The sequence below is a fragment of the Streptomyces sp. NPDC005774 genome (genome assembly GCF_042871645.1).
Classification (GTDB): Bacteria; Actinomycetota; Actinomycetes; order Streptomycetales; family Streptomycetaceae; genus Streptomyces; species Streptomyces pratens.
Genome location: NZ_JBIAIV010000007.1, coordinates 194,786 through 207,605, shown reverse-complemented (window position 1 = coordinate 207,605; position 12,820 = coordinate 194,786). Strand labels below are relative to the sequence as shown.

The window sequence follows — 12,820 nt, the reverse complement described above, 5'->3', positions numbered from 1 at the left end:
GTTCACAGGGGGTGTTCACAGGGGGCGCACGATGCGGGGCATCGCGCCCACTGACCCAGTGTGCGCGATGCCCCGGACGGTCGTACGAATCAAAGCGTACGAAATTACTTCAGACCGGGGTACAGCGGATGCTTCTCCGCGAGGGCCGTCACCCGGGCCCGGAGCGCCTCGGCGTCGGCGGCCCCGAAGGGGGAGGGCGCCTTCAGCGCCTCGGCGATCACGTCCGCCACCTCGGCGAAGTCCTCGGCGTCGAAGCCGCGGGTGGCCAGGGCGGGCGTGCCGATCCGCAGACCCGAGGTGACCATCGGCGGCCGCGGGTCGTTCGGTACCGCGTTGCGGTTGACGGTGATGCCGACCTCGTGGAGCCGGTCCTCCGCCTGCTGCCCGTCCAGCTCGGACGCGCGCAGGTCGACCAGGACCAGGTGCACGTCCGTACCGCCGGAGAGCACGTCCACGCCCACCGCCTTGGCGTCGTCCTTCGTCAGGCGTTCGGCCAGGATGCGGGCGCCCTCCAGGGTACGGCGCTGGCGGTCCTTGAACTCCTCGGACGCGGCGACCTTGAAAGCCACCGCCTTGGCCGCGACCACATGCTCCAGCGGGCCGCCCTGCTGGCCGGGGAAGACCGCGGAGTTGATCTTCTTGGCCAGCTCGGCCGTGGAGAGGATCACACCGCCGCGCGGGCCGCCGAGCGTCTTGTGCGTGGTCGTGGTGACGACGTGGGCGTGCGGGACCGGGTTCGGGTGCAGGCCCGCCGCGACCAGACCGGCGAAGTGCGCCATGTCGACCATCAGGTACGCGCCGACCTCGTCCGCGATCCGGCGGAACTCGGCGAAGTCCAGCTGCCGCGGGTACGCCGACCAGCCGGCGACGATCAGCTTCGGCCTGCTCTCCTTGGCCAGCCGCTCGACCTCGGCCATGTCGACCCGGCCGTCGTCGCCGACGTGGTAGGCGACCACGTCGTAGAGCTTGCCCGAGAAGTTGATCTTCATGCCGTGGGTCAGGTGCCCGCCGTGCGCGAGGTTCAGGCCCATGATCGTGTCACCGGGCTTGAGCAGCGCGAACATCGCGGCGGCGTTGGCCTGCGCGCCCGAGTGCGGCTGCACGTTGGCGTGCTCGGCGCCGAACAGCTCCTTGACCCGGTCGATGGCGATCTGCTCGATCACGTCGACGTGCTCGCAGCCGCCGTAGTAGCGGCGGCCGGGGTAGCCCTCGGCGTACTTGTTGGTGAGGACCGTGCCCTGGGCCTCCATGACCGCGACCGGGGCGAAGTTCTCCGAGGCGATCATCTCGAGGGTGGACTGCTGGCGGTGGAGTTCGGCGTCGATCGCCGCGGCGACGTCCGGGTCGAGCTCGTGCAGCGGGGTGTTCAGATGCGACATGGGACTACGGCCTCCTCAGCCCTGGATGAAGGCGTCGTACTCGGCGGCGGAAAGCAGGTCGGCCGGCTCGTCGGTGACCCGCACCTTGAACAGCCAGCCACCCTCGAAGGGGGCCGAGTTCACCAGCGAGGGGTCGCTGACCACGTCCTCGTTGACCTCGGTGACCTCGCCGGTGACCGGGCAGTACAGGTCGCTGACCGACTTGGTCGACTCCAGTTCGCCACAGGTCTCGCCCGCGGTCACGGTGTCACCGACCTCGGGGAGCTGGACGAACACGACGTCGCCGAGCGCGTTGGCCGCGTGCTCGGTGATGCCGATGGTCGACGCACCGTCCTCGGCGGCCGACAGCCACTCGTGCTCCTTGCTGTAACGCAGCTGCTGGGGGTTGCTCATGACCTGGATTCTCCTGTACGCGGGGGACTTGCTGATGACTCGGAAACTACGGGAAGTGCGGGACATGCGCGTGAGCGGGCACGACCTGCCCCGTTCACCCGTGCGGGGCCCTTGGGAGGCCCTGGGAGGCCCTTACGTCGACGTGCGAGGGCCTGGAAAGCCGTCCCGAGGGGCGTTCTGAGGCCGTCCGTGGCCGTCTGCGGCGGTGCTACTTCTGCCGCTTGTAGAACGGCAGCGCCACGACCTCGTAAGGCTCGTGGCTGCCGCGGATGTCCACCCCCACGCCCGCCGTGCCCGGCACCGCGTACGCCACATCGACGTACGCCATCGCGATCGGCCGGCCCAGCGTCGGGGAGGGCGCGCCGGAGGTGACCTCGCCGATCACCTCGCCGCCGACGACCACCGCGTACCCGGCGCGCGGGACCCGGCGGCCCTCGGCGATCAGGCCGACCAGGGCGCGGGGCGGGGTTCGCTCGGCGCGGGCGGCGGCCTCGGTCAGGGCGGCGCGGCCCACGAAGTCGCCCTCCTTCTCGAACTTCACCACCCGGCCGAACCCGGCGTCGAACGGTGTCAGGGAGGCGCTCAGCTCATTGCCGTACAGCGGCATGCCGGCCTCCAGACGCAGCGTGTCCCGGCAGGACAGCCCGCACGGGATCAGGCCGACGCCCTCGCCCGCCTTCGTCAGCGCCTGCCACAGCTCCACCGCGTGCTCCGGCTTCACGAACAGCTCGAAGCCGTCCTCGCCGGTGTAGCCGGTACGGGCGATGAGGGCGGGGACGCCCGCGACCGTGCCGGGCTGCCCGGCGTAGTACTTCATGCCCTCGACGTCGGTGTCGGCGTCGGTGAGGGACTGCAGGATGCCGGAGGACTCGGGGCCCTGCACCGCGAGCAGCGCGTACGCGTCGCGGTCGTCACGGACCTCGGTGTCGAAGCCGGCCGACCGCTCCACGAGCGCGTCCAGCACCACCTGGGCGTTGGAGGCGTTCGCGACGACCATGTAGTGAGGGGATCCAGTGTGAGGGGATCCGGTGTGAGGGGATCCGGCGTGGGCGGCCCCGGCCCCGGTGTCGTCGAGCCGGTAGACGATCAGGTCGTCCAGGATGCCGCCGTCCTCGCGGCAGATCATGGTGTAGCGGGCGCGGCCGGGCTTGACGGTCCCGATGTTGCCGACCAGCGCGTGGTCGAGGAACTGGGACGCCTGCGGGCCGGTGACGGTGATCTCGCCCATGTGGGAGAGGTCGAAAAGACCGGCCCCCGTCCGCACGGCGTTGTGCTCGTCGCGTTCGGAGCCGTAACGCAGGGGCATGTCCCAGCCGGCGAAATCGGTCATCGTGGCACCGAGCGAACGATGCAGGGCGTCGAGCGCGGTCCGGCGGAGTTCGGTACTGCTCATCGGTCGGTCTCCCAGGGCAGGACAGGCGAGGTCTTTCCTCCCCATCTGTCATCGGAACCTGAGAGGTTCGCCATGACCGCCCGCACAGGGGACGACCATGGCTTGCACCTTGGGTGGAGCACCGGCGACTCGCGCGGGGCCCGCTTTTCAGATGTGCCTCGCCCACGCGGTAACGGTGCCTGAGAGATTCAAGGGAGGGACTTGCTCCTTCGGCGCCCCGGCGGCAACTGGTGCCGGGGACTCTCCCGCGCGGATTCGAACGGCCGGTATGCAGTTGGCGCGTTCATCATTGCACGCATCGCGGGGCCGCGGCAGGGGGACCCTTCTGGGAGGAGCGCAGGGTACTCGGATGCTCACGCACGGCTGTGACGGGTCTGTATCGGGAAAGGGACGGAAAGCAGAGGCGTCCGGCGTTACCGTCTCTTTACACTCGGCGGGGAGCGGCTCCGGTACCTGGGCACAGGGCCGGACAGCCCCCAGGGGAGGACTCACGGTGAACAAGGCCACGGCGTACGCCGCCACCACGGGCGTCGCGCTGCCCGAGCCGCAGGCCGGCTCGGCCGGGGAGGCGTGCGGCGTCCTGCCCGCGCCTGTCGTCCGCGACCTGCGCGAGCGCGCCGGCCGCAGCCCGCACGCCCTGCTCTTCGGCCCCCGTGACCTCGTCGTGGTCACCGGACTGCCCGGCAGCGGCAAGTCCACCCTCATGCGGCGCGCGGCGCGCGGCACCCGTATCGACTCGCAGGACACCCGTGACCGCTGGGACCGCGGCATGCCGCGCCTCCTGCCGTACGCGGTGTACCGGCCCCTGGTCCGCCTCGCCCACTACGCCGGACTGCGGCGCGCCCTGCGCGCCGGCGAGGGAGTCGTCGTCCACGACTGCGGCACGCAGGCCTGGGTGCGCCGCTGGCTGGCCCGCGAGGCCCGCCGTCGGGGCGCGGACCTGCATCTGCTGCTGCTCGACGTCTCCCCGGAGCAGGCCCTGGACGGCCAGCGCGAGCGCGGCCGCGGAGTCTCCCGGTACGCCTTCCGGCGCCACCGCACCGCCATCGACCGGCTGCTGACGTCCGTGATGGGAGGCGACCTGCCCGCGGGCTGCGGCTCGGCCGTCCTGGCCGACCGCGACGCGGCGAACGCGCTGCACCGCATCGACTTCACGGACTGACGGCCGCCCGGCCGACCGGTGCACGGGCCGACCGGTGGACGGGCCGACCGGTGCACGGGCCGACCGGTGGACGGGCCGACCGGTGGACGGACCGGCGGCCGTACGGGCCGACCGCCGACCGCCGGGCGCGGCAGCGGTTAGCCTTTCAGCCACAGCAGTGGTTCCAGGCAGGCGGTAGGCAGATGGACTTCCCGGCGGGCTTCTCCGCGGACTTCCCGGCACAGACTCACCCCCATTCGCACGGCGGATGGCCCGGCAACGAGCTGGAGGAGGTGCTCTCCGCCTCCCTCGGCGTCCCCTCGGCCGACGGCCGGATCGTCGAGGTACTGGGCCGGAGCTTCCTGTGGGTTCCCCTGCCCAACGGCGGTGGGCCGGACAGCGGCCCGCTGGACCTGCCCACGACGGAGATCGAAGGCCAGGCGTACGTCCCGGTCTTCAGCTCCGAGGAACAGTTCCGTCAGGTCGTCGGCTCCCACATGTCGTTCACCGTCGCGCCCGCGGTGGAGTTCGCGCGTGGTCTGCCACCGCAGGCCGGGATCGCCGTGAACCCCGGGGGAGTGGTCGGCGTCCCGCTGCCGCCGCCCGCCGTCGCCGCCCTGTGCCGTGCCGGACGCGGACCGCTGGACGGCCCCGCGAGCGGCGGCCGGGTCAAGCTGTTCGAACCCGACTGGCAGGACGACCCGGTGGGCTTCCTCGCCGCCGCCTCCACGGAGTTCGAGGCTCTCGGCGTCGTCTCCACCGCCCGCCGCTGCCTCGCCGAGATCGAGACGGCCGGACCGGTGCTGTTCGTCGGCGTCGAACTGTCCCCCGCCGAACTGGCCCGCGCGGAGGGCGACCTGCGGGCCGCGCCGATGGACGCGCTGGGCCGCGCGCTGGGCCGCGAGCCGGTGAAGTGGCCCGTCAACCTGGTCCTCCTGGACGTGGCCCAGGATCCGGTCGGCCAGTGGATGCGCGACCGCGTCCGCCCCTTCTACCAGTGGGCGCGGTGAGGGGGAGGCGGCCGGCCGCGGTGAGGGGGATGCGGCGCCGCCGGAGGCCGGCCGCGGACCGGCGGAGCTCCCTGGGGCCGAGAGGCGCTTAAGCTAGGTTCATCGGTTCGGGCGAGGGTGTTGTACGGGTGGTACGGAGGGGCGATACAAAGTGAGCGCAGGCACCGCGGCGGCCGGGCAGGTCGAGCACATGCTGCGCCAGGTGGCACCGGGGCGTTACGACGCCTACGAGGCGTTGCTGCGCGCGCTCGCGACCCCCTCCTCCGGTCACGTCTGGATGCTGCTGTGGCAGGGCCAGGCGGGCTCCCCGGACGCCCAGTACGGGAACATGGAGGTCGACGGCTTCGGCTACGCGCCCTGCGTGACCTCCGCCCAGGAACTGTCCGCCAGTGGCTGGAACCGGTCCTACGAGGTCGTCGACGGCATCGAGGCCGCCCGCGCCCTCTACCCCGACCGCTACGGACTCTGGCTCAATCCGCACGCCCCCGGCGGCGGCCTCGGCATCCCCTGGCTCGATCTGCGCAGACTCGCCACCGGCCTCGACCGCCAGCCGGCCGGGCCCCTGCGGCTGTCCGAACCCGCCATCGAGATCCCGCAGTTCTACGCCCTGCTCGCGCAGAACGCGCACCGCACCCCCGCCGTCCGCTCGCTGCGCCGCGCCTGGGTGCAGCCTGCGCTGGGCGCCCCGTACCTCGCCATCGGCCTGGACGTGTACGACACGTCGCCACCGGCCGTGGACGCGGTGCGCGCCATGATGCAGCAGTCCCTCGGCGCGATCCCGGACGGGCTCCCGGTGTCGACCGTCGCGATGTCCGACGAGCACGATCCGGTCGCGATGTGGTTGCGGGCCAACGCCCGCCCCTTCTACGACCGCGAGGCCCACGGCGCCGTGGTGCCCCCCGCCGCGGGCTCCGGCCATCCGCCCGCGCACCAGCGCTGACCGGGCCGTATGCGGGGGAGACGGGTGCGGCCGCACCCTCCTGTGCTGACTCAGCGTGACGGTGTCCACGGAGTGGACGCGAGCGTCGGCGGAGGCGACCCACGCTGCCGTCGAGCGCTGGTTTCGTGACAGGTTTTCAGCCATGTGCGCTCCGCTGTCACCGGTTGACCGCCCGTCACCTGCGGTTTCACCCGTTCTTCACGCGGTCCGGTGCTCTCCTCAGGGGGGCGCGGGGGGAGCCGAATGTCTCGGGACGGTTAATTCCTGAGGGAGGGACGCCTGAAGAGTCCCTTATGTCAACTGTTCAGATCTCAGGTGGGTATCACCGCTATCCGGACTGTTCTCGACTCGCTGTGAACATCTGTAGTGTTCGGCCGGTCAAGATGCATCCACATAGCGGACCCGGAGTGGCCCCAATATGCGCATATCCAAGTCCCGAGCCGCTCGGGCGATCACGGCCGCGGTGGCGGTCGCTCTGATCGCCACGGGCTGCTCCAGCGAACGGGACAGCGACAACAAGAGCGACGGCAAGAAGGACACCTTCGTCTTCGCCGGCGCCGGTGACCCGGGCTCCCTGGACCCTGCCCTCGCGAGCGACGGTGAAACCTTCCGCGTGACGCGACAGGCGTTCGAGGCTCTCATCGAGCACGAGTCCGGCGGCAGCGAAATGGTCGGCGGCCTCGCCGACAAGTGGTCGAGCAACGACGAGGGCACCGTCTGGACCTTCGACCTCCGCAAGAACGTGAAGTTCCACGACGGCGAGGCGTTCAACGCCGCGGCCGTCTGCGCCAACTACGACCACTGGTTCAACTGGACGGGCACCTACCAGTCCAGCGCGGTCTCCTACTACTGGCAGACCATCATGGGCGGCTTCGCGAAGAACGAGGACAAGGAAACGCCCGAGGCGAACTACAAGTCCTGCACCGCGAAGGACGAGAACACCGCCGTCATCGAGGTCAAGGAGCCCTCCGCCAACCTCCCCGGCGGCTTCTCCCTCAACGCCCTGGCGATCCACTCGCCGAAGGCGATCGAGGAGTACAAGAAGCAGGACGCCTCCGCCAAGGGCGACGCCATCACGTACCCCAAGTACAGCCAGGAGGCCGGCACGGTCGCCGGTACCGGCCCGTACAAGATCACGAAGTGGAACAAGGGCAACAAGGAAGTCTCCCTTGAGCGCTTCGACGGCTACTGGGGCGAGAAGGCGAAGATCAAGAACCTGGTCTTCCGTACGATCTCCGATGAGCAGACGCGCCGTCAGGCGCTCCAGGCCGGTGACATCGACGGCTACGACCTCGTCGCGCCGGCCGACGTCAAGACCCTCGAGGACCAGGGTTACGGCGTTCCGACCCGTGGCGTCTTCAACCTCTTCTACGTGGGCATGAGCCAGGAGGCCAACCCCGCGCTCAAGAAGAAGGAAGTCCGCCAGGCCATCGCGCACTCCATCGACCGCGAGAACCTGGTCAAGACCCAGCTGCCCGAGGGCGGCAAGGTCGCCGACCAGTTCATGCCCGACACGATCGAGGGCTACTCCGGGGACGTCAAGCAGTACGCGTACGACACGGGCGAGGCCAAGAAGCTCCTCAAGAAGGCCGGCCAGGAGAAGCTGAAGGTCGACTTCTGCTACCCGACCGAGGTCACCCGCCCGTACATGCCTGCCCCGCAGGACCTGTTCGAGCTGATGAAGGACGACCTGGAGAAGTCCGGCATCACGGTCACGCCGAAGGCGATGAAGTGGGCCCCGGACTACCTGGACGCCACCGAGTCGGGCTCCTGCGACCTGCACATGCTCGGCTGGACCGGTGACTTCAACGACGGCTTCAACTTCATCGGCACCTGGTTCTCCGGGTACGACAAGCAGTGGGGCTTCAAGGACAAGAAGGTCTTCGACGCCGTGAACGCCGGCTCGAAGCTCGGCAAGCACGACGAGCGCATCGCCGCGTACAAGAACGCCAACGAGGTCGTCATGGAGTACCTGCCGGGTGTCCCGGTCTCGTCCTCCCCGCCGGCCATCGCCTTCGGCAAGAACGTGAACCCGCCGAACGTCTCCCCGCTGACGCAGGAAGTCTTCTCCGAGGCTTCTTTCAAGTAAGCGAGCAGTAGCCACCCAAGCACAAAGGGTCCGCCCGGCCGTCGAAACTCACGGCCGGGCGGGGCCATTCATGGAACACATCACGTAAGAAAGGGGCATGCGGGGTGCTGCGTCTCGTCGTACGAAGACTGCTCCAGCTCATACCCACGCTGCTCGGCCTGTCGGTACTGCTCTTTCTGTGGCTCGACCGGCTGCCCGGCGGACCCGCCTCAGCGATCCTGGGGGAGAAGGCCACCGAGGCCGAAGTAATCCGCATCAACCGCGCACTCGGGCTGGACCAGCCCGTCTACGTCCAGTACTGGCGCTTCCTCAAGCGCATCGCCGAACTCGACCTGGGCACCTCCACCCAGACCGGACAGCCGGTGTGGGACGAGTTCGTCCTGCGCTTCCCCGCGACCGTGGAGCTGTCCCTCCTCGCGATCCTCCTCGCCGTGGCCATCGGTATCCCGCTCGGTTACTTCGCCGCCCGCAACCGCGGTGGCTGGCTCGACGTCACCGCGGTCTCCGGCTCGCTCATCGGCATCTGCATCCCGGTCTTCTTCCTGGCCCTGATCCTCAAGAGCGTCTTCGCCGTCCGGCTCGGGCTCTTCCCCGTCTCCGGGCGCCTGGAGACCGGCCTCGACGCCACGAGCGTGACCGGCTTCGCCGTCCTGGACGGCATCCTCACCGGGGAGTTGGACGCCGCCGGGAACGCGCTCCATCACCTGATCCTGCCCTCCATCGCCCTGGCGTCCATCCCGCTCGCGGTCATCGTGCGCATGACCCGTGCCAGTGTCCTGGAGGTGCAGGACGAGGACTACGTCCGTACCGCCGAGGCCAAGGGCCTCAAGCGGAGCGTCGTCCGCGGCCGGCACGTGCTGCGCAACGCGATGCTCCCCGTGGTGACCGCGGTCGGCCTCCTCACGGGCTCCCTGCTCTCCGGCGCGGTCCTGACCGAGTCGGTGTTCGACTTCGGCGGCATCGGCTCCTTCATCCGGACCGCGATCGACGGCCGCGACTACCCCGTTCTCGTCGGGTTCATCATGTTCATCGCGATGGTGTACGTCCTGATCAACCTGCTGGTGGACGTGGCGTACAGCCTCATCGACCCGAGAGTGCGGGTGCACTAGCGTGAGCGTCGCAACCAAGACCGAAAAGATCCAGCGGCTCGCGGAACTGACCGCGACCAAGGAGACCAGCACCGGCGCGAGCCTGTGGCGGGAAGCCTTCCGCCGTCTCCGGCGCAGCAAGATGGCGATCATCGGCGCGGCCGTCATCGCCCTGTTCGTCCTCGTCGCGATCGTCGGGCCCTACCTCACCCCGTACGCCCCGACGGCCCAGACCTGGCGGGGCGAGGTCTTCCCCAACCGGGGCGAGTTCGTCGGCCCGCGCGGCGAGAACTGGTTCGGAATCGACCACCTCGGCCGGGACCTGTTCTCCCGCATGATGGTCGGCGCCCGCCAGACGCTGCTCGTCGGCGTCGTCGCCACGCTCATCGGCCTGGTCATCGGCTTCCTGATCGGCGGCCTCTCCGGAGCCGCCGCCACCCTCGGCGGCGACACCGGAAAGCGCGTCGACTCCGTCATCATGCGCTTCATCGACATGATGCTGGCGATGCCCTCGCTGCTGCTGGCCGTCTCCATCGCTGCCGTTATGGGCCAGTCACTGACCACCGTGATGATCGCCGTGGGTGTCGTCCAGATACCGGTGTTCGCCCGGCTGCTGCGCGGCTCCATGCTGGCGCAGGGCGGCGCGGACTACGTGCTCGCGGCCAAGTCCCTGGGCGTGCGCAAGCGGCGCATCGTGGTCTCGCAGATCATCCCCAACTCGCTCAGCCCGGTGATCGTGCAGGCCACGCTCTCCCTGGCCACCGCGATCATCGAGGCCTCCGCCCTGTCCTACCTGGGCCTGGGCAACCCCGACCCGGCCATCCCCGAGTGGGGCGTCATGCTCGCCCAGGCACAGCGCTTCTTCGACAACGCGCCGATGATGTCGGTCTACCCCGCCGTCGGCATCGTCATCACCGCCCTCGGCTTCACCCTCCTCGGCGAGGCCATGCGGGAAGCCCTCGACCCGAAGCTGAGAGGCTGAACCACCATGTCTCTGCTCACTGTCGACGAACTGACCGTCACCTTCGGCGGCCGCGGCCGCAAGGAGTCCCGAGCGGTCGACGGCGTCTCCTTCACCGTCGACCAGGGCCAGGTCGTGGGCCTGGTCGGCGAGTCCGGCTGCGGAAAGTCCGTCACCTCCCTGGCCCTGATGGGCCTGTTGCCCCCCAAGGGCGTCACGGTCGGCGGCCGCGCCGAATTCGACGGCACGGACCTGTTCACCATGAGCACGTCCGCCCGTCGCGACCTGCGCGGCAGCAAGATGGCGATGATCTTCCAGGACCCGCTGTCCTCGCTCAACCCGGTCGTGCCGATCGGCGTGCAGGTCACCGAGATCCTGGAACGCCACCGCGGGATGAAGGGGGAGGCCGCCCGCAAGGAGGCCGCCCACCTGCTGGACCGGGTCGGCATCCCCGACCCGACCCGGCGGCTCAAGGAGTACCCGCACCAGCTCTCCGGCGGTATGCGCCAGCGCGCGCTGATCGCCATGGCGGTGGCCTGCGCCCCGAGCCTGCTCATCGCCGACGAGCCCACCACGGCCCTCGACGTGACCATCCAGGCCCAGATCCTGGAACTGCTCAAGGAACTCGTGGACCAGGAGGGCACCGCCCTGCTGATGATCACCCACGACCTCGGTGTGGTCGCCGGTATCTGCGACCAGGTCAACGTGCTCTACGCGGGCAAGGCCGTGGAGTCCGCCGGGCGCCGCGAGCTGTTCGCCCACCCCACCCACCCCTACACACACGGACTGCTGGGCTCCATCCCGCGCCTGGACGCTCCCCGGGGCGAGTCCCTCAAGCCCATCCGCGGCTCCATCAACGACCGCGTCGCCTGGGTCGACGGCTGTGCCTTCGCGCCGCGCTGCGACCGGTACGAGATGGGCTGCCTGACCGGCACCCCGCAGCTCGCCGAGCCGCGTGCCGCCGATCACCGGGTGCGGTGCGTCAACCCCGTACTCGACGACGCGAAGGCCGAGGAGGTCCCCGCATGAGCCTGCTCGAACTGGACGGCGTCAAGGTCCACTTCCCCATCAAGAAGGGCGTGCTGTTCGACCGTACGGTCGGGCACGTCTACGCCGTGGACGGGGTGTCCCTGAAGGTCGAGGCCGGCGAGACCTACGGCCTGGTCGGCGAGTCCGGCTGCGGCAAGACCACCCTCGGGCGGTCGGTGCTGCGGCTCGTGGACATCACCGAGGGGTCGGTCGTCCTCGACGGCACCGACCTGGCGAAGCTGCCGAGCGAGGAGATGCGCCGCTTCCGGCGCCGGCTCCAGATGGTCTTCCAGGACCCGCTGGGCTCGCTCAACCCCCGGCAGAACATCGAGTCGATCCTGTCCGAGGGCATGGTCGCCCACGGCATCGGCAAGAACCAGGAGGAGCGCCGCGAGAAGATCAAGGCGATCCTGGAGCGGGTCGGCCTGCCCTCCAACGCCCTCGCCCGCTACCCGCACGAGTTCTCCGGCGGCCAGCGCCAGCGCATCGGCATCGCCCGCGCGCTGGTCCTCGAGCCGGACGTGATCATCTGCGACGAGCCGGTCTCCGCGCTCGACGTGTCGATCCAGGCCCAGGTCGTCAACCTGCTGGAGGAACTCCAGGAGGAACTCGGCCTGACCTACCTGGTCATCGCCCACGACCTCGCGGTCGTCCGGCACATCTCCGACGTGATCGGCGTGATGTACCTGGGCTCGCTGGTCGAGGAGGCGCCGAGCGACACGCTGTACGCCGAGCCCAAGCACCCGTACACCAAGGCCCTGATGTCGGCCGTGCCGGTGCCCGACCCGGAGGTGGAGGACCGCCGCGAGCGCATCCTGCTCACCGGCGACCTGCCCTCCCCGGCGAACCCGCCCAGCGGCTGCCGCTTCCACACCCGCTGCCCCTGGGCGCAGGCCGAGAAGTGCGCGACCGAACGGCCGGAGCTGAAGGACGTCGGCGGCGGTCACCGGGTGGCCTGCCACTACGCCGCCGAGATCGCGTCGGGAGAGCTGGCGCCGACCCGGCCGACGGGCATCGAGGCCGTCACGGAGACCGAGGACGCGCTGGTGGAGCGGGCCGAGGGCGAAGCGGAGATTCCCGCCGCGCTCCTGCCGGCCGACTCGACGACCAAGCCGGACGCCGCGGTGGTCAAGGAAAAGGTACCCGCAGCGGTCGAGGTCCCGAGCGACCCGACGGCCGATGCCATCGCGAAGGACCACGACGCCACGGGGCCGGACGCATCCGGTAAGGGTTCGGCCGGGACCGCCTGACGGACCGCCGTACTCCTCGGAGCACCGGACGGAGCGGAATCGTCCGGTGCTCCGAGAACTCTTCGGCCGTCCGTCCGGTACCCGCTCGAATCGGTTCACACCTTCGCGGGCAGCTCGATGATCATCGAACGACTGGACCACACGTGT

General features: G+C 70.0%; 11 protein-coding genes and 1 riboswitch. Of the genes, 8 read left to right on the top strand and 3 right to left on the bottom strand.

The window, feature by feature from the left end; translation table 11 throughout:
• Positions 1–104: 104 nt before the first annotated feature.
• The 3 genes from glyA to gcvT all read right to left on the bottom strand — a co-directional run bounded on the left by glyA (position 105) and on the right by gcvT (position 3,165).
• Positions 105–1,379 carry a serine hydroxymethyltransferase gene (gene glyA / locus ACFYQA_RS09730; RefSeq protein ID WP_388914021.1) on the bottom strand — a complete coding sequence of 425 codons (1,275 nt, stop codon included), beginning with the start codon at positions 1,377–1,379 and terminating at the stop codon, positions 105–107.
• A 15-nt stretch (positions 1,380–1,394) separates the two neighbouring features.
• Positions 1,395–1,772 carry a glycine cleavage system protein GcvH gene (gene gcvH / locus ACFYQA_RS09725; RefSeq protein ID WP_386394611.1) on the bottom strand — a complete coding sequence of 126 codons (378 nt, stop codon included), beginning with the start codon at positions 1,770–1,772 and terminating at the stop codon, positions 1,395–1,397.
• A 208-nt stretch (positions 1,773–1,980) separates the two neighbouring features.
• Entirely contained in the window at positions 1,981–3,165 is a 1,185-nt protein-coding gene (gene gcvT, locus ACFYQA_RS09720) for a glycine cleavage system aminomethyltransferase GcvT (protein WP_388914018.1), read from the bottom strand.
• A 157-nt stretch (positions 3,166–3,322) separates the two neighbouring features.
• Positions 3,323–3,423, bottom strand: a riboswitch (glycine riboswitch).
• Positions 3,424–3,658: 235 nt separating this feature from the next.
• Here gcvT and ACFYQA_RS09715 point away from each other — a divergent pair.
• From ACFYQA_RS09715 to ACFYQA_RS09680, 8 genes are all read left to right on the top strand, one after another.
• Positions 3,659–4,327: an AAA family ATPase gene (locus tag ACFYQA_RS09715; RefSeq protein WP_388914015.1), complete on the top strand. Its 669-nt coding sequence runs from the start codon at positions 3,659–3,661 to the stop codon at positions 4,325–4,327.
• A gap of 182 nt (positions 4,328–4,509) precedes the next feature.
• Entirely contained in the window at positions 4,510–5,316 is an 807-nt protein-coding gene (locus tag ACFYQA_RS09710; protein WP_388914012.1) for an enhanced serine sensitivity protein SseB, read from the top strand.
• Positions 5,317–5,506: 190 nt separating this feature from the next.
• A complete protein-coding gene (locus ACFYQA_RS09705) occupies positions 5,507–6,256 on the top strand; it encodes an enhanced serine sensitivity protein SseB C-terminal domain-containing protein (protein WP_388914104.1) in 750 nt (249 codons plus the stop codon).
• Between the two features lie 418 nt (positions 6,257–6,674).
• Positions 6,675–8,345, top strand: a complete 1,671-nt coding sequence (locus tag ACFYQA_RS09700) for an ABC transporter substrate-binding protein (RefSeq protein ID WP_388914009.1) — start codon at positions 6,675–6,677, stop codon at positions 8,343–8,345.
• A 104-nt stretch (positions 8,346–8,449) separates the two neighbouring features.
• Entirely contained in the window at positions 8,450–9,454 is a 1,005-nt protein-coding gene (locus ACFYQA_RS09695; protein WP_388914006.1) for an ABC transporter permease, read from the top strand.
• A 1-nt stretch (position 9,455) separates the two neighbouring features.
• Complete coding sequence (locus ACFYQA_RS09690; RefSeq protein ID WP_388914003.1) at positions 9,456–10,415, top strand: ABC transporter permease; 960 nt, start codon at positions 9,456–9,458, stop codon at positions 10,413–10,415.
• 6 nt (positions 10,416–10,421) lie between these two features.
• A complete protein-coding gene (locus ACFYQA_RS09685) occupies positions 10,422–11,423 on the top strand; it encodes an ABC transporter ATP-binding protein (RefSeq protein ID WP_388914000.1) in 1,002 nt (333 codons plus the stop codon).
• Complete coding sequence (locus ACFYQA_RS09680) at positions 11,420–12,673, top strand: oligopeptide/dipeptide ABC transporter ATP-binding protein (RefSeq protein WP_388913997.1); 1,254 nt, start codon at positions 11,420–11,422, stop codon at positions 12,671–12,673. Before ACFYQA_RS09685 ends, ACFYQA_RS09680 begins: the two co-directional genes overlap by 4 nt.
• The last annotated feature ends 147 nt before the right edge of the window (positions 12,674–12,820 follow it).